We start from the raw sequence: 19,098 nt of genomic DNA, 5'->3' as shown, positions 1-19,098 counted from the left end.
TGGACTAAAATCTTTGATAATATTTTTACATTATTAAAAAGAAAAAAATAAGAAATCGCAGAAAAACAAGAAGAAAATAGAAAAAAATCTTGAAAAAGTTAATTACTATGTTGCTTGTAGTGGCGATTGTGATTGTGATTGTGCGAATGATGTCGATAATAAGCAAATAAACTAAAAAATCCAATCATCATAGCATATTTTTTCGCTGATCCAGGAAAAATCGTTTATATCAAATAATAATTGTCACATAATTAACATAATTGAGATTTTTTTTATTTACTATAAAGGAATTTTGAGTACCGAGGTGCAATTAATCTAAATTAAATCTAATGCGAGTTCTGAGATGACCAGCATATGATTTACTACTGTCCATGAATTCCAAGCGTGATTTCCCCATGAAATTTTGGTTGTTGAAAGACTTTGGATTTCTGTAGAAAAATCCCCTTTTTGAAAGCCTCCGATTAAAAAAACAACATCTTGAGACATCTTCACAAATTTACCAATTAGGTCTTGAATATCATTAAAAGATTTGGTTGGTCCTTTTTCAGTTAAAAGGAAGGCTCTATCTGAAGAAAAATTCGAGGAAATCCAGTTATTGAATGAATCTTTATGTTGTGAAATTAAATAAGGTTTCTTAGGAGGAATATGTCCTAATTCTAGTAGCTGAGCAATTAAACCTTTGAATCGTAGATAGTCTCTTGGACAGCGCATAGTAGAATCAATTAAGAAAAATCCAGAAGGACAGTGAATGTGGAGTCGTAAATTTCCATGTAAATTTAAAGGAGAACCTAAACAATCAAGAAGAAAGTGATGTAAAATATCTGGCCGACCTCTTTTTTGGGCATTTGGTAATCTATTCATAGTAGTATGGTGCAATGCGACATCTAATAATAGAGCTGCTTTTCCATATTTTTGATGATTTCGATTAAAGCTAGGTGTCTTTCTTATATTTTTTGGGACTAATTCGATAGCAGTGTCCACCAGGATAAAATGAATCATTTCAGGTTGCACTCCTGGAATCTGATGCAAAAAATCAATTTCCAGAATTTTTTGAATTTGTTGAGTTTATTGATTTTGTTGGATTTTGAGTAATTTTATCTTTCTCATTAATCCAACGAAGATTACGACAAGCTGGACCTTTAAATAAATAACGGGTTGTATGGCCGCAATTCAAACAAGTTACAGTTAAATAACTAGCATAATTCTTAATATGTCCTATCCTATATCGAACATTATAAGCAATTCGTAACCAACGTTTACAAGAATGGCACACCTTATGATGATATTCGGAAGGAAAGCTTATCTTAGTTGCCATAGCTAGTTTCCGGGCAAGTTGAATATACCGATTAGCTAATATAGAATTTTTGGGAAAGATTTCATCTGCCATTTTTACCAATTCATGAATTCGTTCAAGAGCAGCTTGTTTCATAAGTTTCTGCCGTTTCATGCGTTTGGAATAATAACGTTTAGATTTTCCCATTATTGCTTAGACTCCAAAAAAGTTAATATCTTCTTTTTTTTGAATGTGATGCTTTTTTTGAGCGGGATTGAGCTCGTTTGGAACGATTACCACCGTATTTTCCTATATTCTTTCGATGTGAGTTTTTATTATTAGATCTATTTTGATATTGCCCATTTCGAGAGGGTTTTGGGGAAGATTTCTTGTAAGGCTTTTTTATTGCGTGTTGAATCTTTTCTGGTTCAATTTGTGAATTCAAAGGTGATTTAGGTTGTGCTGAGACATCTTTTGAAGCATTTCCATAAATTTCATCACTGGTTGCATCTATTCGTTCAAGAAGTTCTTCATCATCGTAATCTATAAATTCAGGTTCTTCAAGTTCGTCTTCATTATCGTTTTCATCATATTGATCTATTTTTTCTTTCTTTTCTGGTTGATAATCACTATTTGAATTAAGTTTTTCTTGTTTTAGATTCTGGATTCGCATTATTCGATATTTCTTAGGAATCTGCACATCGCGTACTGCCCGTTTAGATATAATTGCGGTAAATCCTCGAACATCTAATATATATATTCCCAGTTGTTGAATAAGATATTCTAAAAAATAATCAACTCCGTAAGTATGGGCAATATCCTTTAGAATTTTGATTTTCAATAACTTATTGGTTTTAAATAGCTCAGTGATATGAATAAGCATATTTGGGGTAATTCCATTTTTCCCGATTATAACGTGAGCCCGATTTTGTAAGGTGGTTTGAAATTCTTCGTTCATTACTCGTCATTAAATTCTATGAAGCATGATGGATAAATTTTTGGAGTAAAAGATAAAAATAAGGAGAATGTCCAAATTTTCTTTAATCTGTGCTTTTTTTAAGAATTTTAATGTATGGTAATCTTATTTTATAAAATAATTGTTGAGTGTAGATTAGTTTTTGTTATAGTGTATTTTTGTATTGTGCGAATAAGTTTTGGATTATCTTGAATCATTTTGCGATAAAATTGTATTGTGTGAAAAATTTTAATTTTTATGTTGTTGACCAAACCAATTTTCAAATTTCCCCAACCACTGATTGATTATTAATCGAAATTGATCAAAAGTAGGTTTAATAAGAGAATAGTGGATGAAATTACCCTTTTTCCAACCTTGAATAAGATTGGCTTGTTCCAATTTCTTTAAGTCCCTGGAAACTGCTGGTTGAGATTTTTGCAATAATGCTTCGAACTCACAAGAGCACATATCAGATTTTGATAAAGCTTCTAAGATTAATAACCGATCAAAATTTGATAATACATCAAAAATTGAACGAATATATTGTAAATCTTGATTTTTTCTCATCATCTCTGACTTTTTCTGAAGATTTCGATAATGCGCCACAGAGTCTTTAATATCACCGCAGTTTCCAAGAATATTACATATTCGTACTTCAAATGGTGTAAGGTTATCAGAATCGGGAGGGGAAATATCTTTTGAAGGCATCCTTTTCATCCTTTATTTTGATAGATTATCGAAATTCCTTATAAATATTATCATCACGAATATATATAACAATTTTTAAATATAAATAACAATTATAGAATATGCAGAATTATACTTTATTTTTCAAAGCATGGAAAATCTTAGTGGTAAATATGATGAAAAAATCGAATTTGGTCTCTGATGAAGGAACTGATAAGAAAATGATGCCAGTACAAGAAATTGAAAAAGAAGAAAAACTTAATTTTTTCGAAAAATTTCTAGTTTTATGGATTCCAATTTGCATGGTTCTGGGAATTTTACTTTCGAAATATACAAATTTAAGTTCTGCGATAGATTCATGGTCAATTCGTGGAATTTCTATTCCAATTGGAATTTGTTTATTTCTGATGATGTATCCTGCAGTGTTGAACCTGCGAGCTTCTGAATTAAAAAAACTCAAAGATAATCCAAAACCGATTGTTTTAACACTCTTTTCAAATTGGATAATTGCTCCAATAGTTGGGTTTGTTTTGGCTAAATTATTTTTAGGAGATAACGATCAATTGTTTGTGGCTGTAATTTTGCTCAGTTCTAGTCCATGCACCGCAATGGTGCTTGTTTGGGGTTCCATGGCTCATGGGAATCAAGAACAAAATGTGGTTAATACCAGCTTAAACACAATTTCAATTATGATTTTTTACGCTCCATTGGTTGCATTTCTCACTGGAATACAAGATATTGATGTAGATCGGGTCAGTTTAGCCATTTCAGTTTTAGTATTTATTGGTTTACCGATAATTTTAGGTATTTTGACCCGTAAAATAATAATTCCAAGAAAAGGTGAAGATTGGTTTAATGATGTTTATCGCCCAATATTAGGTAAAATTTCAATTATTGCATTATTAACCACTTTGATTATTCTTTTTGCCCTAAATGGTAATACATTGTTAAATAATCCACAGTATTTGCTGCTGATTTCAATTCCCTTATTACTTGGATTCGTGATTGTTGTTGGATTTAATGTTCTAATCACAAAATTGTTTAAGCTTAAATATCGCGAAGCAGTTATTACAGTAATTATTGGATCATCAAGTCATTTTGAAATAGCAATAGCTACTGCAATTGCTGCATATGGAGTTGGTTCTTTAGCGGCATTAGGAACAACTATGGGCTTATTCTGGGAAATTCCAGTTATGCTTAGTTTAGTTTATTTTGGACGTTATTTAGGAAAGAAGCATTTTTGGCCACCAAATTCTCCAAACTAATATACACATTTAATGAATTAATTTACACAAGTCGTTCATAACAATAAGTGAAAATTCCTTTTGTTAATAAACAATATTTTATAATTTTTTCTCCTAATTTATTTATGGCAATCGCTAAATTTAATACTCATGAAAAGATCTCAAATAATCAAATATTTATTAGCTATTCTCATCAAGATAAAAATGAGACTTATCTTATCACTAATTTTCTTGGTGGGAAAAATTTTCGCTTTTGGTATGATTATGCTTTGAAAGAAAATCCAGGTATAGAATGGAAGAAGGAAATCGAACGAAACATTCGTTTTAGTGAAATCTTTATAATTTTGATATCTGAATTTTCGATAAAATCAAGTGCTGTCAGGGAAGAATATAATTTAGCCAAAAAATTAAAAAAAAAAATAATTCCCATTATATTAAATGAAGATTTAAATGCTGAGAGCATCAAATCTATGAATAATAAAGAATATTCTAAAATTATAAAAGAGTATTTTCCAGATATTTACAAAAATCAATATATTGAGAAATATCGAACTGGATACGATTTAATCGAATTTCAATCAAGCTTGTTAGCAATGGTTGAAAAGCTCAATGGTGTGCAAATTCAAGAAAGTGTTGGCTTAGTTCTCATCTATAATATTCAAAAAACAATAATTGGTTTCACAACTCGAGCCTTTTTACATTTCATCCCCCAAGCTTATCACAAGACTATTATTGCTATTCTCGTTGCTCCAGTTATGCAAAATAATGGATTTATAGATCCCACAAGGCGAAAAATCATCATTCAAGTAAAACCAAAGAAAAGAGGGAAGAGATCTGGGAGTTTAGCCTTTTTTGGAGGGCATAATGAAATAAACGAATCTTATACTGATACTGCCATACGAGAATTGAGTGAAGAAATTAATATTCCTGAAGAAGAGATTTCTAAATAGCCTCTCATTAGAATTGGTAGAGAAGGTGAATTCTCATGGACAGCAGAAGATAAAGAATATACACGATATAACTATGAATTTAGCACATTGTATGTATACCATCTTGCAAATCGTCCATACTTCTTCCAAGAAACGATAGGGCCTAAGATTTTGCCTGTTTTTACTATTCAAATAACTTTAGATGAATTATTCAATATCTATAATAATTCAATAACAATTGGTTCATTTATAAAAAATAAATCAATCGAAATTCCTGAAAATATTCAAAAAAATATGGGCGATTTCACAGATCCATTAAGATTTAGTGATGATATTGTTCGACTGTTTGGATTTCATGAAAATATCACACAAAAAAATGGACAAAATTTTAATGAAGATCTACAAAAAAGAAGAGAAAACTATGAAAAAAAATGGAGAGCTGCAATTCTTGATGCAATTCATAATCCTCACCATTTAACAAACCCTAATTGTAAATTAGTTTTTTAATTCTTCTTATTTTCCTTCAATTCATTTTAAGAGTTATCGAAAGTGATTATCAAATTTATGAAATAATATTCAAAATATAAATTAAAATTCAAACTGAAAAATTAAAAAATTATTTAATGTGCATACTTAATAAATAAGAGAGCACAAATATTGCTATTACTTTTGGCTAATTCTCAAATTTGTGCACTTTTTTCATCGGAATTATGAGATTTATCACACTTAAACAAAAAATCATACCAAATGTAATAATCAATGAAATATAAATCAAATAAGGTGGAATTTCTGAACCATTAGAATAGAGATATACAATGAATATAAGCAAAATTCCAATAGGCAACAAAGAAAAGATAAAAATCTTCTTCAAATGTTTTTGATTATTATAAGGATTTGATGCTTCTTCGTTCAAATCTGAGTCGTAAGATACTCTTGATTGAATAACTCGAAATATAAGAGATACGAAAATTAATTTAAATATATCACCAGGTAAAAATGGAAATAATCCAAGATTTAAAGCCATCTTCAATTTTAACCCTAATATTAGAAGCACAGAAATTCCTGATATATAAATAATTGAAGTCGCAAAAAACCCAATTGAAAGAATTCTAAGAAATGAAAGATGATCATCACTTTTTTCTTTGATCAAACCAATTATCCATGCAGAAAGAACAAAACCTATTAAATATCCGCTGGTTGAACCCATTAATACAGAAATTCCTGATTTCATACCCGAAAACCATGGAATACCTGCAATTCCTCCAAAAATGTACAGTATTTGGGATAAGGGGCCTTTATTTTTTCCTAAAATATAGCCGGATAAAAGAACAGAAAAGGTTTGAAACGTAATGGGAACTGGTGTGAATGGGAGACTGATCGAAATTAAACCACCCAAGCCAGTTAATAAAGCAAACATTAAAACACTTAGAAGATCATTTAATCTAATAAAGAATTGAGAATATCCATTTTTATTTTTCAGATTTATCAAAGAAATTTGATTTTCATGCTTATTGTAAAACTGGGTCATACTTATATAGACAATCATTGATATATATAAAAAATCTTCTAGATAAGTGTTTAAAAATGCTAAAAACAGATATAGTGCGAATAAGTTTGTTTAGAGATTTTATCTAATTTATTCATATTTGCATGATGATAACGATTAAAAGACATCATAGTTATCATTTTAGATGAATCTTTAAAAGCATAAAATGAAGATAATTCCAAATTATTGAATGGATATTTTCCAGCGCACATATAGTATTCTTGAACCTGTAATTAATGAAATACACCAAAAAACAGTAATGTTAATAGGTTTGGGGACATTAGGTTCGACAATAGCTTGTGAACTTGCTAAATCGGGAATTTCTCATTTTATTTTATGTGATTTGATATTTTACAACCAGTTAATATTTGTCGTCATACAGGTAATATACAAGATATTGGAAAATTTAAGACAAGCGTAGTAAAAAAGAATATATCAGAAATTAATCCCAATGCTAAAATAACAGAAATAAGTTTTAATCCTTTTGAAGTACATCATTTAGAAGATTTATTTAGTATAATGCAAATGGCAGATTTGATAATTAACACAACTGCAAACAAGAATGCTTCTATATTGTTAAATAAATTTGCTTTGGATTTGGATAAAATTGTAATTTATAGTCTATGTGGTGCTAATGCAAAAATTGGAAGAATTTTTCGGGTTATTCCTAATGAAACACCATGTTATATGTGTATTGAAGATCAGTTATTAGATCCTAGTTTGGACAATTTTAGAATCCTTCCTGACAATGATAATCACGAAATTCAATTTGCCGGATATAATCAACCTGGTTTACCTGGTATCAGTATAGATATTAATTTTATCGCACTATTTACAGCACGATTTACTTTGGGAACTCTATTTCACAATCAAAATTTATTTCCAGAAAGCGCATATAATCATTTTATCTGGCAAAATGCACCATCTAAGATTAGTCCTCATAGATATTTTGATTTAATTTATCAAAATCATTTCCTTCGATTAACCGATTGTTAATTTTGTGGAATAAGAGAAAAATTTCAAAATTCACCAAAAGCAACTAAAAATCTTCAAAAGATGAAGAAATGGAAACAATATTTACTTTCTAAAAATAGAGAGGATGAATTTCGAGAGTGAATCAACCCACATTATTTATATCTAAATCCAACTTATCAAAACTTTTTAGGTATACGCGAATATCTAAAAATGAAGTTTGTGGAGTTCTCATTGGATATAAAATTAAGCATAATCTTTTTCAGATTACAGATATAATTTTTGATAGTGATTCATATAATCAATCACCATTTAGTATTATTAGAAATACTTCATCTCTTTATTCAAAAATTCAAGATTTAGTAAGAAACACCGAAAAAAATGTTGATTACATTGGAGATTGGCATTCTCACCCGAAAGGTTCTTGTAAGTATAGTCAAATTGATTATAAAAGTATGAATGACATGCTAAGAGATGAAAAATATAATTTTTTAAATGAAATTATTTTGATAATCACTAATCAAAATTTGAGAATAAAATCTTATATTTTTCATAGAAATTCCAGGAAACCTTCCCAATGTATATTAAAGATTGTAAAATGAATAAAAATTTGAATTTTAAAAGTTTTTCTCGCTTTTTTTACAGAAAAATACAAGATTGATATGAATAGATGAAGAAAAATTTTGAATTATTTCTAAAAATTTTACTTTATTTTGAACAATTTTGCAAAATTATGAAGACTTACACGTTATTTGGGTTAAAATTTTAAAAACGCTGAATTAATACACAAACCTTTCTCAGTGGGGGGTCAATCATCGAATACATGTCCTAAATGACCGCCACATTTTTTGCATGCAACTTCATCTCTTACTACACCAAAAGAAAAATCTTTAATCGAATCTATATTTTCTGTTGAGCAAAGTTGGGTGAATGATGGTCATCCGCAGCTAGAAACAAACTAATCTTTAGAAGAAAACAGCAATGTGCCACAAACTGCACAGTAATAAAAACCTGGTTTTATTAAATCCCAATATCCTCCCGTAAAAGGAGGTTCTGTGCCCTTTTTTCGCAAGATATAATATTTTTTAGTAGTAAGAAGAGATTTCCATTCAGCATCTGATTTTTTTACTGCTCATTTTTTCAAATCTACTATTCATAAGAATTTAGAATACTTCTATTTTAATGAAGTGGAAATTTTAAAACAGTAAAAAACCTAATTAATACCTTATAACGTTTTGGCTTTTAAAAATATAGACTTTTGAACGAATATTGAATTTTGACAACAACCATTCAAATAAAATGAGAAATCCAATTGGAATGATTATACAAATGGTCAAAGCAAGAAAAAGATTTTTAGTGAGTAGATCTCGAGAAAACAATTTTAACCATGGTGCCTAAAACACTGTTATTAAATAGAATAAAAGGAAATTTTGACCAAGATTTTCAATTAATTGACTTCTAAATTTAAGTTCATATTGAACGTATGTAAGTAAAAAAAAAAAGAAGAGAGACAGATAATCCAAAAAATGTAAAAATTGCATTAATTGATCAATATTCTGCTGGTTGAAAATAATTTATACCAATACCCACAAAAAAGAAAAAATATGCAATTTTAATCATATTTTTCTTATCTTTAGAACTATATTCCCCATTTATTAATATTCGCTGATAACATGTTCTTAATAAAAAAAACTACAGTAGTATTGAAAAGTGGAAAAGGAAATAAAATAATTATTTTTGAACAAAAATTTACATTTAATTTATTTATATCGAGCATAAAATTCAACAAAAAGGAAATGCCTATTAAGAAATACGAAATATATGGCAAATAATTCATTTTTTTAGTAAAACTTATTCCACTTCTAAAAAAGAGTAATCATGCTAAACCGAAAAAGTTCTATAGAGTAAAGTAAGAGAAAAATCTATATGTTCTAAATTGAATTTCTCTCAAATAATAACAACAAATATAAATGAGATTAGAATAAGAGATATAACTTTTGATATAATTCGAGAAAATACAATCCAATTTGGATATTTTGTTTTTAATTTATGAATCGATAATGAAGTAACCCATACCATTAGGAAGATAATAACAATTTGACCTAAGTCGATAAGAGTAATAATATCAGGCCAATTTTCTGAATGAAAATATTGATATCCACGATTTAAAAAGGTGGGTCTTATTGGCAGAAAATCTTCGAACACCATTCATTGAAAGTCATACTTTCCAGATAATAAATAAGTTGAACTCGCTATCGCTGAAATTAGGAGTATGCCACCTTTATAAAAATCTATATATGTGTTTCTTTTTGAAACAACTTGTAAATTATTTTTATTCAATTTAAGAGTAGAAAACTTATTGAATATCATGCAAAAAAGAAAAATGATTGAAAAAACCATAAAAGAATTCAAATTTGTGGTAAATATTAATATAAAAAACTCTATAAACCATCCGATCTCGATGACAAAGAAAAATAAATTCCAAAAATGTCTTTTTTTTCATCTTACTCCATTCTACTTCACTCTATATTTATAATTGATTAAAAAAGATATGAAACACGACTAATAAGAGTGGGAACAAAAGATAATGTTAAATATCCAAAATTATTTTATTTGATCCAAAATTTGTATAATTTTCAGTATTGATTTCATATATTGTGTTAGAACTTTCAGAAAATTTTACTCCATATTCAGGCATTTCAATGAAATTTTGTACTACTTCTCTGTTGGAGCAGTTTTTAATCTTAATTCCATGAATTATTTGAGTATTTAATATATTATTGTTAATATGGTATTTTTCACAAGAATTTTGAATAATTCAATCTTGAGTGGCGTTATAGGAATTTAAGGTAATATTTATGTTCTTATAGTTGGTGATATATATTCCAGATTGTTGAAAAAATCCTGAATCATTCCCGAAAATGTGATTAAATTCAATTTTAATGTTCTCTCCTTTTTTTGCATAGATTTACGAGCCATCACAATAACTTCCGCTAATTTCTTGAGTTTTAATATTTGTAATATTAATAAAACGAATTGCTTGTGAAAAATGAGAAAACATACCTCTTTGTATTTCGATATTATAAGAATTTTCAATCCGATTAATTGATAAACCTAAGAAAAATTACAATTAATGAATTTGATATTCGATCAGTTTACTAATTTAAAGAATTGAAGTCTAAATAGTAGAAATCATAAAAAATAAATGAAATCGTATTTTAAAGATCGTGTTGATCAATGGATGTTCCGCCCCACCCGTATGGGAAAAATTGGTGGAAACGGACATTTGATTGATAAAAATTTAGCGCAAGCTAAAGGAAGGTAATGGAAAATTAATATCTATGATGTATATCCCCAAGATTTGATCAGCGCAGTTGCTGAAAAATTAAAAGCTGAGGAAACCATCAAAGCTCCAAAAGAGGCAATGTTTTGGAAAACCGGATGGTTTAAGGAGTATCCTCCAGTCGATTACCAAAATTTCTGGTATATTCGCGCAGCCAGCCTTTTACGAAAACTTTATCGTAAGCCTATTGGTGTAAACCGTCTTAAAAAAGAATATGGTGGAAGAGATCCTGGATATGTTCATTTAAAGCATAGTGCCAAAGGTTCTGGTTCAATTATTAGGCGAATCTTACAACAACTAGAAAAAGCAGGATACGTTCAAAAAACTGAAAAGAATGGCCGTCATATTACAAATAAAGGTCGTTCTTTACTCGATAAGTCCGCTGCAGAAATTATCAGAGCAGAATTGACAAACAACTAATTTATTTTTAAGAATCAATAAAATTAATTTATTTAAAGGTGATGTTGTTCCAATGAGTGATGATGAAGAGTTAAAAAAATTGAGAGCACAGCGCATGACTGAGTTGCAAAATCAACAAGCGCAGCAACAACAGCAAGAAGCTTTGCAGCAGCAGCAAAAGCAAGCTTTAGAAGCGCAGAAACAGATGCTTCTTATGCATATCTTATCATCTGAGGCTAGATCCAGATTGGCTAATATAAAATTAGCTAGACCTGAATTTGGAGCAAATATTGAACTTCAACTAATTCAAGCATATCAATCAGGAGCATTACGTGGCAAAACTCCCATGTCTGACGAATTTTTTAAAAGCCTACTCATGCAACTTCAAAACCGAACTAAAAAACGCACTGGAAAAATAGTTTTTAAGTAAATTAAAGAATTGAAAAATAATTAAATGAAGAAAATAATGAAAATAATGAAAATAATTAAGAAATAATAAAAAAAAGTGAAAAAAATGGCCAGAAATAAAGATTTACCCCGAAAAATACGCTTAATGAAGCATAAAAAGAAAAGTGGGAATATTCCAACTTGGGTGACTATGAAAACTAAAGGAAAAGTTCGTTGGACTCCATTTAGCCGACGAAACTGGAGAACACAACGGTTAAAATCATAATCGATAATCGTATTCTCTTTATCAGGATGATGAATTAAGATGGCAAAAAAGAAAGTTATTAAAAAAATTAAAACTGAAGATAATCAACTTAAAGCAGTAAAAGTAGATAAGCGCGTTGAGCGTGAAGAACAGAAAAAAAAGGAAGAAGAAGCAAAAAGACAAGCAGAGGCTAAGAAAGAAGTAGATGCTTTCGATTTGGATGAAGTACCTGAAGGTGAAGAAGAACTTAGTGAAATTGAACAAGAAATTGCTGAAGCAGAAGAAGCAGAATTCGAAGAAGAAATTCAAGAAGAAAGATTCTATGTTGTTCCTCTTGCTAAAAAGGGATTTGAACGCGCACCTCGTTGGAAAGCTTCCAAAAAAGCCATTAAAGTGCTTCAAGAATTCCTAACCCGCCATATGAAGCCTGAAGGTCCAGTATATATTTCCCCTGAATTAAATGAACGAATTTGGGAAAATGGAATCAAACATCCTCCTCGGAAAGTGCGTGTTCGGGTTACAAAAAGTGTTGACGGGATCGTTCGTGCATATCTAGCATAAATTCTTTTGAAATATACTTAAACCTTATCCTAAATTTAACTATTTTTTCTTTTCTCCTTAATGTGACAGAGCTTTGATTCAATATGCCGATAAAAAAAGAAAATATTTTTGGAGGGCCAAATATCGGAGTATATTTAGCCATGAATAATGCTTATTTTCTCCATCCACCTAAAATTAATCCTAAAATCGTTGAATTTATAAAAGAAATTCGACCCGATATGGTTTCGATTGAAACTTTTATCGGAGGGGGCGCTGTCATTGGATCATATGTGGCAATGAATTCATTTGGAATTATTGTACCTCATAATATTTTTGACTCAGAATTGGAAGTTTTACGAGCGAATATGACTCATGAATTTCAAATTTCTGTTGTTGAGACTGATTTAAATGCATTTGGGAACTTGATTTTATGTAATGATCATGGTGCGATAATATCACCAAAAATTGGAGAAGCAAAGGATATTATTTCAAAAGTACTTAAAGTTCCTGTTAGAGTTTTGGGCTTTGCTGGATCCAACTTACCTGGAGCTTGTGGATTAGCCAATAATAAAGGTGTTTTAGTCCATCCGATGATTGATGAACATGATGCCGAAATCATTGCAGATACTTTAAAGGTTGAAATTGATGTCTCTACGATTAATACAGGAAACCCTTATTTAGGTGGAGGTGCTGTTGTAAATGACTATGGCGCTCTTTTTGGGCGCGATTCAACCGGACCAGAAATCCAACGATTACTTGAAGTATTGCAAATTAAATAACCAAAAGAATAATCAAAAAAAATTAAAATCATGATTCTTTTTTAAAATTAATATTTAGCACAATGTGAAAGATTATGGCAAACTCTGAAGTAAAAATCTATAAAATCACAGGAAAATATGTTAAAAAACATCAAAAATTTAAGTTTACTAAATATGTTAGGGCGCTCAAACCAGAAAATGCTTTGGATAAAGTTCTTGGTGCAATTACCTCTCAGCGTATTTTACGCAGAAAAATCGAAATTGTTGAGAATACCGAAGTAACTTTGGATGAATGCCCGGATTTATATATTCGAGAACTTGCAAATTTATAATTCCATTTTATTGAATATGATCACTTTGCAGAACTAAAATAAATTCAGTTGAATAACTTTTCCTCTTTTTTAATTCTTCTTTCATTTTTCATCTATAAGCGATTTAAGTGTAACAAAATTCAAATTAGGAATCAAGATTCAATAATTAATCCCAAAATAATCAATAACCTTTCCAAATACTGATATACAATGAGCCAACCCCAAAATAATACGCCGATAGATATAAATCAACTTATTTATATTTATCGAGTTTTACAAGATCAACAAGCAGCGATAATTGATCAATTAAATCTTCTAGACACTCAGATTCATGGTGTAAAAACTGCCTTAACAAGCATGCAAGGTTTAAAAGAAGTAGATAAAGAACATGAAATTATTATAAACATTGGTGTAAATGCCTATACATATGCAAAAATTATTGATCCTAATAAAATATTAATATCTATTGGGAAAGATATGGTAATCGAAAAATCTATTGATGATGCGATGATAACAATGAGCGAAATACAGAAAAAATACGAAAATATTCGAGAAAAATTAAATCAAAATCATCAAGAAATAAGCTTAAAAATAAAAGAGATCCAACCCATCATTGATCAAACCTATAAACGTTGAATTACGGAAATTAAGGAGGAAATTTCTCGATGTTTTCAAAATTGCGTAAAGGACTATCTTCAGTATTGAAAGTAACCCTAAATGACAAAAATATGGATAAAGTACTCACTGATTTAAAATTAACATTATTAAAAAATGATGTGGCTGTTTTTGCGGCTGAAAAAATCGTCGAAGAAACAAAAGAACTGCTTTCTGGTACAGAAGTAGGCGCTTTTAGCAAAAAAAATTTACTTCGCACGACAGTTGAAAAAGCAATTTATACTTTACTAAATGTTGAAAATCAATTTGATTTAATTGATAAAATAAAAAATCGTCCTAATCCAAGAAAACCCTTTGTAATAATGGTTTTAGGGGTAAATGGAACCGGAAAAACGACTACAATTGCTAAATTGGTTAATTTATTAAAGAAAAATGATGTTTCTGTTGTTGTTGCTGCAGCTGATACATTCCGTGCAGGTGCCATTGAGCAATTATCTCAACATATGAAAAATCTCAATACGAAACTAATTAAGCAAAAGTATAAAGCAGATCCTGCTTCAGTGGCGTACGATGCCATTGATCATGCAATTGCAAAAAAAATTCAAACAGTTATTATTGATACCAGCGGTCGTCAAGTTACTAATTTTAATTTGATTGAAGAATTAAAGAAAATAAAACGAATTAATAATCCTGATCTCATCATTTTTATTGGGGATTCATTAGCTGGTAATGATGTTTTATTTCAAGCTGAAAAGTTTAATGAAGCTGTGGGAATTGATGCCAGTATCATTACTAAATTAGATGCAGATGCAAAAGGTGGTGCAGCACTGTCTATTGCTTATATAACAAAAAAACCGATTATTTATATTGGTGTAGGTCAAGGATATGATGATTTAATCCATTTTGATCCTGATTGGTTTATTGAAAAATTAATGGGTAAAAAAAGTAAATAATAACAATTCACAAATACTCTTATCAAAAATATTTTAATTCATAAAAAATTGGTAAAGGTGAAGAATTCTCATGTCAGTTGCAAAGAATAGTCCTAGTGAGACGATGAATAAATTTCAACGATTTTGGCTAAATATCAAACGTATTCTTAAAATTTCAACAAAACCTACGAAAAAGGAATTTTTCACCATGGTTAAAGTTGCTTCGATTGGTATGTTGATTATTGGTGGCCTTTATTATATCGTTCAATTGATTTCAAGCCTACTTTCCAATAATTAAACCATTATAAACCTTTTTTCCTATATTTTGAATAAAAATTGAAAATAAACTAATCTACACGATTATTCTAATTGTTATTTACATTTTATTGTAAAGAAAGAAAGAGTAGAATGATAAAATGAAAAGAAGGATAAAAAAAAAGAAAGACATTAACGATGTAATTATTAATTAAATATTAAAGAAAATCTTTAAAGTAATACAGTTCTATACTTGTTGGATCTTCAACTTTAAGATTTTTTTCGATATTTACAGCCACAATATGCTTAATTCGTTGTTTTAATGCTTCATCAAGAAATCTTTGAGTTACAACTCCATCAATAATCAAGGTTTTCATGCTAGAATTCATTTCTTCAAAAATTTTAACATTGCTTGTTCGATATATCTCTTGATATTGATCATTTAAGGCAACTGCAATATTACTTGAAATTAAATCCTTCACAATTGGTGTGATTTTATCTTTTGAAAGTGAGATTTTTGGTCTTTCATATTTATCTCGAGTTGAACGACGAACGGAACGATCTTGTCTTGAACCTCGAAAACCTTTTTCTGATGTCATACTTCGTCGTGTACGGATTTGTTTTTCTCTTCCATGACGTTGAGAACTTGAATTCATTCTTCCACTAGATGATTGGGAATGATTTAGATTTTTTTTTGCAGTTTGTGGTAATACTGCTTTTTCACTTCGTTTTCTTCTTTCTTTAAGCAAATCAGAGACAAGACGCTTATTTTGCAAACAACTTACTAATTCTTTTGGAATTAATTCTTCAACTTCCTTATTTGGAGGTGCTCGTGCATAATATTTAATTTTTGATACTTGTAATAATTCATTAAGTATCATATCTCCTCCTCGATCTCCGTCTAAAAATGCAGTACACTCTTTTTCTTGAGTTAAATCTACAATTACTTTTGGAATTGATGTTCCGTTCACAGCAACTGTATTTCTTACTCCAATCTTTAGCAATTGTTGGATATCATTTCGACCTTCAACAATGATAACTTCATCTGCCTCTTCAATTTTATCTCCAGCAGGAAGTCCATTCCAAGTTATTACAGATTCTTTCTCTAATTCAATATTAATTTTCTCTGATATTGAATTTCGATCTGCAGTATCTGCTTTCCAATCTTTTAATAATTCTTTTGCACGAGCTTCAATTTGGGCAAGTTTTGATTTTCGTAAATCTTTAATTTCTTTTAACTGAAGAGAAGCTCGACATGGACCAACTCGATCAACTGTTTCTAATGTGGCAGCCAAGATTGCTGTTTCAGTACGATCGAGACTTGATGGAATGATGATTTCCCCTGTTGTTATGCCTTTTTCAGAAGACGCATTAACAATAATTCTTCCGATTCTTCCTGTTTTTTGCAGTTCACGTAATTCTAAAGAGTCTAAAAGACCTTCTGTTTGACCAAAAAGTGCTCCTACAACATCTTGAACTTCTACGACTCCATTAACGGTAAAATTTGCAATTATATTGTATTTTGCACTTGTTTGATCAATACTTTCATTAATTCCTTTTGTCATAATATATTCACTGTTTCTTTTGTTTTATGAGTCGCAAGAAAATATAATTATTGATTAGAAAAAGCAGAAAAATGATGATAAAGTCTGTCTAATTTAACCCTTTGATTTATTATTATGTCTTTTCTTATATTACCTCTATAAATTGATAACTCTAAAGTGATTCTATTAATAAACTTATATCTAAGGTAAATTTAAGATAATTTTAAGAGATTATCTAAAGATTGCATTGATTCTCAAATTTAACTTTGATTATTATTTTATTATTCGCAGTTTTATTTGATCTTTATTATTCTTTCGAAATTTGATGATTCCATTACTTTCTTTAGAGTAATTAATCTTTTAGTAATATTAACCAATGATATTGATTGTTTGTGAATGAAGATTATCAATCGTAATATGTTGAATTTATTTCAACTTCAGGTAATATATGATATTTGGCATATTTCAACCAATAGGGAATTATTCTTTTTCTTCTTTTCTAATTATATACTTTCTTGCTTAATTTGTATATTTTTATTTTTATCCTCAATGTAATTATTATCTGTTTTATTGTGGTAATAATTGATTTGGATTATATTTGTTATGTTAATTATAATTGTGATATGTGATGTGATAAGGATAATAGATGAAATATAAGAGTTATTTGAATATTTATCTATTAACATTCACGTTGAACACAGAACCTTTCTGACTTTTGTTCGTTATTAAGTCCAGAATGTTTCTTAAGTGAACCGTGAATTTTCTTGTATCTGGAGGATATTTATCCTCAATATTATAAAATTTATTTATAGATAAAAATATTTGGATAAATTTGAGAGTTATTAAGATATTTTTCCATAAAATTTGAAATTGTAGTATGATAAATTATAATTAAAATATGGAAAATATTCTTGTATTTGGTGGAAAAGGAGGGGTTGGAAAATCTTCAATTTCTACAGCAACAGCTGTATATTTGGCAAAAAACCTCCCCAAAAAGAAAATTTTATTAGTGTCATTTGATATTGCACATAATTTATCCGATTTATTTGAAAAAGAGATTGGAAATGATATAACACAAATTACATCAAATCTATTTGTAATTGAACCTGATCCAGATCTTTATGCTTTAAGTTACACTGGTGAATTAACGAAAAAAACACGAGAATTGTTTAAATCTTCAAAACTTATGGCAATGATTCCCCAATTGGAAGCAATTGTAGAAGAATCTCTCCGGAGTGAAAATTTACCCCTTGCTATGAAAAATGCTCTTTTTTTTCAGAGTATTATTGATGCAGAAAATCCAATGAAGGGTATTGGAGAAAGAAAACTTCGTTATATTGCTCTTGATCAAAATAAAGAAACACCTTTAAATGAACGAAGTTTATTACCGAAATTTGACATAATGGTTTGTGATTTTCCACCAACAGGAAATATGATTGCACTTTTTGAAGTTCCTGCTGATCCATCGCGTCGATTAATGAAATTGACCTTAAAAATAATTTCAGTTTTGCAAGAATCTTTAAATAAATTTAAGTCAATAACAAAATGGGCTCAACCTGCGATTTGGATGGCAAAACATGCGATCAATAAGGAAGCAAAACCTTCTAACCCTTTAGATAAGGAGGATCAACAAAATTTAGCCCAAAATATATTAGATCTTCTTTATGAAATGGAAAAACGCAGTGATCGTATAGCAGAATTATTAAAAGGAATTGGATCACTCAGGTTAGTCTCTATTCCGGAAAAACCATCATTTGAAGAAGCAAAAAGGGCAAAAATCCTCTCCGATCCATTTATTTCTGTAGATGCATTACATATAAACAGATTAATCCCGCCTTCAGAAAAGGGAAAAACACTCTATCTGGATAAAATTCTCTCCAATCAAGAAAAATATCGCCTAAAAATTCATAATGAATTTCATGATTTAAAAATATGGGAATCACATTGGTTGGAAGATGAACCAATCGGAATTAAAGGATTAACACGCTTAGCTGAAGAGATCTATAAGGAATCGACTATTTTTGAAATTCTAAATCCATTGAAACGATATTTAAGGAAACCTCTAAATAATCAAGAAAAAAATCCCTTAAATATTGAAGAATTTCGTCAAAAATGGCGAGAGAGCTAAAATTTATAAATTCAG

At 29.4% G+C, this 19,098-nt stretch carries 23 protein-coding genes and 1 pseudogene; 16 read left to right on the top strand and 8 right to left on the bottom strand.

From position 1 onward, the window contains the following. Positions 1 to 315 precede the first annotated feature (315 nt). From ACXLDF_RS15850 to ACXLDF_RS15835, 4 genes are all read right to left on the bottom strand, one after another. The gene (locus ACXLDF_RS15850; protein WP_457559524.1) at positions 316 to 999 is read right to left on the bottom strand and encodes a hypothetical protein; all 684 of its coding nucleotides are present in this window, start codon (positions 997 to 999) and stop codon (positions 316 to 318) included. A 34-nt stretch (positions 1,000 to 1,033) separates the two neighbouring features. Then, a complete protein-coding gene (locus ACXLDF_RS15845) occupies positions 1,034 to 1,480 on the bottom strand; it encodes a ribonuclease P protein component 4 (RefSeq protein ID WP_457559523.1) in 447 nt (148 codons plus the stop codon). 22 nt (positions 1,481 to 1,502) lie between these two features. Next, the gene (locus ACXLDF_RS15840) at positions 1,503 to 2,231 is read right to left on the bottom strand and encodes a YhbY family RNA-binding protein (RefSeq protein ID WP_457559522.1); all 729 of its coding nucleotides are present in this window, start codon (positions 2,229 to 2,231) and stop codon (positions 1,503 to 1,505) included. Positions 2,232 to 2,477: 246 nt separating this feature from the next. Beyond that, positions 2,478 to 2,936: an ArsR/SmtB family transcription factor gene (locus ACXLDF_RS15835; protein WP_457559521.1), complete on the bottom strand. Its 459-nt coding sequence runs from the start codon at positions 2,934 to 2,936 to the stop codon at positions 2,478 to 2,480. Positions 2,937 to 3,088: 152 nt separating this feature from the next. On the opposite strand from ACXLDF_RS15835, the gene arsB reads away from it, so the two are divergent. The 3 genes from arsB (at position 3,089) to ACXLDF_RS15820 (ending at position 5,595) form a co-directional block, all read left to right on the top strand. Continuing rightward, positions 3,089 to 4,180 (top strand): ACR3 family arsenite efflux transporter, encoded by a 1,092-nt coding sequence (gene arsB / locus ACXLDF_RS15830; RefSeq protein ID WP_457559520.1) that lies wholly within the window; start codon positions 3,089 to 3,091, stop codon positions 4,178 to 4,180. A gap of 104 nt (positions 4,181 to 4,284) precedes the next feature. Beyond that, positions 4,285 to 5,109, top strand: coding sequence for a TIR domain-containing protein (locus ACXLDF_RS15825; protein WP_457559519.1), 825 nt, complete (start codon positions 4,285 to 4,287; stop codon positions 5,107 to 5,109). An 87-nt stretch (positions 5,110 to 5,196) separates the two neighbouring features. Next, a complete protein-coding gene (locus ACXLDF_RS15820) occupies positions 5,197 to 5,595 on the top strand; it encodes a hypothetical protein (protein WP_457559518.1) in 399 nt (132 codons plus the stop codon). Between the two features lie 166 nt (positions 5,596 to 5,761). On the opposite strand, the gene ACXLDF_RS15815 is transcribed toward ACXLDF_RS15820, so the two are convergent. After that, on the bottom strand, positions 5,762 to 6,616 hold the full coding sequence (locus tag ACXLDF_RS15815; protein WP_457559517.1) for a biotin transporter BioY: 855 nt from the start codon (positions 6,614 to 6,616) through the stop codon (positions 5,762 to 5,764). 208 nt (positions 6,617 to 6,824) lie between these two features. Between ACXLDF_RS15815 and ACXLDF_RS15810 the strand changes: the two genes are divergently transcribed. The 3 genes from ACXLDF_RS15810 (at position 6,825) to ACXLDF_RS15800 (ending at position 8,208) form a co-directional block, all read left to right on the top strand. Beyond that, entirely contained in the window at positions 6,825 to 7,055 is a 231-nt protein-coding gene (locus tag ACXLDF_RS15810) for a hypothetical protein (RefSeq protein ID WP_457559516.1), read from the top strand. Continuing rightward, entirely contained in the window at positions 6,983 to 7,630 is a 648-nt protein-coding gene (locus tag ACXLDF_RS15805) for a ThiF family adenylyltransferase (protein WP_457559658.1), read from the top strand. The genes ACXLDF_RS15810 and ACXLDF_RS15805 overlap by 73 nt, the downstream gene beginning before the upstream one ends. Before the next feature lie 116 nt (positions 7,631 to 7,746). Continuing rightward, positions 7,747 to 8,208: a Mov34/MPN/PAD-1 family protein gene (locus ACXLDF_RS15800; protein ID WP_457559515.1), complete on the top strand. Its 462-nt coding sequence runs from the start codon at positions 7,747 to 7,749 to the stop codon at positions 8,206 to 8,208. 206 nt (positions 8,209 to 8,414) lie between these two features. Here ACXLDF_RS15800 and ACXLDF_RS15795 read toward each other — a convergent pair. Continuing rightward, positions 8,415 to 8,690: pseudogene (locus ACXLDF_RS15795) on the bottom strand (peptide-methionine (R)-S-oxide reductase); the annotation flags it as partial. Positions 8,691 to 9,553: 863 nt separating this feature from the next. Then, positions 9,554 to 9,814, bottom strand: a complete 261-nt coding sequence (locus ACXLDF_RS15790) for a hypothetical protein (RefSeq protein ID WP_457559514.1) — start codon at positions 9,812 to 9,814, stop codon at positions 9,554 to 9,556. Between the two features lie 1,123 nt (positions 9,815 to 10,937). On the opposite strand from ACXLDF_RS15790, the gene ACXLDF_RS15785 reads away from it, so the two are divergent. From ACXLDF_RS15785 to ACXLDF_RS15745, 9 genes are all read left to right on the top strand, one after another. Then, positions 10,938 to 11,369, top strand: coding sequence for a 30S ribosomal protein S19e (locus tag ACXLDF_RS15785; protein ID WP_457559657.1), 432 nt, complete (start codon positions 10,938 to 10,940; stop codon positions 11,367 to 11,369). A 52-nt stretch (positions 11,370 to 11,421) separates the two neighbouring features. Further along, on the top strand, positions 11,422 to 11,778 hold the full coding sequence (locus tag ACXLDF_RS15780) for a DNA-binding protein (RefSeq protein ID WP_457559513.1): 357 nt from the start codon (positions 11,422 to 11,424) through the stop codon (positions 11,776 to 11,778). Positions 11,779 to 11,862: 84 nt separating this feature from the next. Continuing rightward, positions 11,863 to 12,021: a 50S ribosomal protein L39e gene (locus ACXLDF_RS15775; RefSeq protein ID WP_457559512.1), complete on the top strand. Its 159-nt coding sequence runs from the start codon at positions 11,863 to 11,865 to the stop codon at positions 12,019 to 12,021. Positions 12,022 to 12,060: 39 nt separating this feature from the next. Then, positions 12,061 to 12,561 (top strand): 50S ribosomal protein L31e, encoded by a 501-nt coding sequence (locus tag ACXLDF_RS15770; protein ID WP_457559511.1) that lies wholly within the window; start codon positions 12,061 to 12,063, stop codon positions 12,559 to 12,561. An 83-nt stretch (positions 12,562 to 12,644) separates the two neighbouring features. Then, complete coding sequence (locus tag ACXLDF_RS15765) at positions 12,645 to 13,319, top strand: translation initiation factor IF-6 (protein ID WP_457559510.1); 675 nt, start codon at positions 12,645 to 12,647, stop codon at positions 13,317 to 13,319. A 74-nt stretch (positions 13,320 to 13,393) separates the two neighbouring features. Beyond that, positions 13,394 to 13,630, top strand: coding sequence for a 50S ribosomal protein L18Ae (gene rpl18a, locus ACXLDF_RS15760; RefSeq protein ID WP_457559509.1), 237 nt, complete (start codon positions 13,394 to 13,396; stop codon positions 13,628 to 13,630). A gap of 189 nt (positions 13,631 to 13,819) precedes the next feature. Then, on the top strand, positions 13,820 to 14,245 hold the full coding sequence (gene pfdA, locus ACXLDF_RS15755) for a prefoldin subunit alpha (protein ID WP_457559508.1): 426 nt from the start codon (positions 13,820 to 13,822) through the stop codon (positions 14,243 to 14,245). 29 nt (positions 14,246 to 14,274) lie between these two features. After that, positions 14,275 to 15,177: a signal recognition particle-docking protein FtsY gene (ftsY, locus tag ACXLDF_RS15750; RefSeq protein ID WP_457559507.1), complete on the top strand. Its 903-nt coding sequence runs from the start codon at positions 14,275 to 14,277 to the stop codon at positions 15,175 to 15,177. A gap of 70 nt (positions 15,178 to 15,247) precedes the next feature. Further along, positions 15,248 to 15,454, top strand: coding sequence for a protein translocase SEC61 complex subunit gamma (locus ACXLDF_RS15745; RefSeq protein ID WP_457559506.1), 207 nt, complete (start codon positions 15,248 to 15,250; stop codon positions 15,452 to 15,454). 175 nt (positions 15,455 to 15,629) lie between these two features. Here the strand turns inward: ACXLDF_RS15745 and dnaG are convergent, their stop codons facing one another. Next, positions 15,630 to 16,976, bottom strand: a complete 1,347-nt coding sequence (gene dnaG, locus ACXLDF_RS15740; RefSeq protein WP_457559505.1) for a DNA primase DnaG — start codon at positions 16,974 to 16,976, stop codon at positions 15,630 to 15,632. A gap of 877 nt (positions 16,977 to 17,853) precedes the next feature. On the opposite strand from dnaG, the gene ACXLDF_RS15735 reads away from it, so the two are divergent. Further along, positions 17,854 to 19,083 carry an ArsA family ATPase gene (locus ACXLDF_RS15735; RefSeq protein WP_457559504.1) on the top strand — a complete coding sequence of 410 codons (1,230 nt, stop codon included), beginning with the start codon at positions 17,854 to 17,856 and terminating at the stop codon, positions 19,081 to 19,083. Positions 19,084 to 19,098: the final 15 nt, after the last annotated feature.

Source organism: Candidatus Harpocratesius sp., assembly GCF_054039255.1.
The sequence above is the reverse complement of the archived record's forward strand: the minus strand, read 5'-3'. Positions and strand labels throughout refer to the sequence as shown.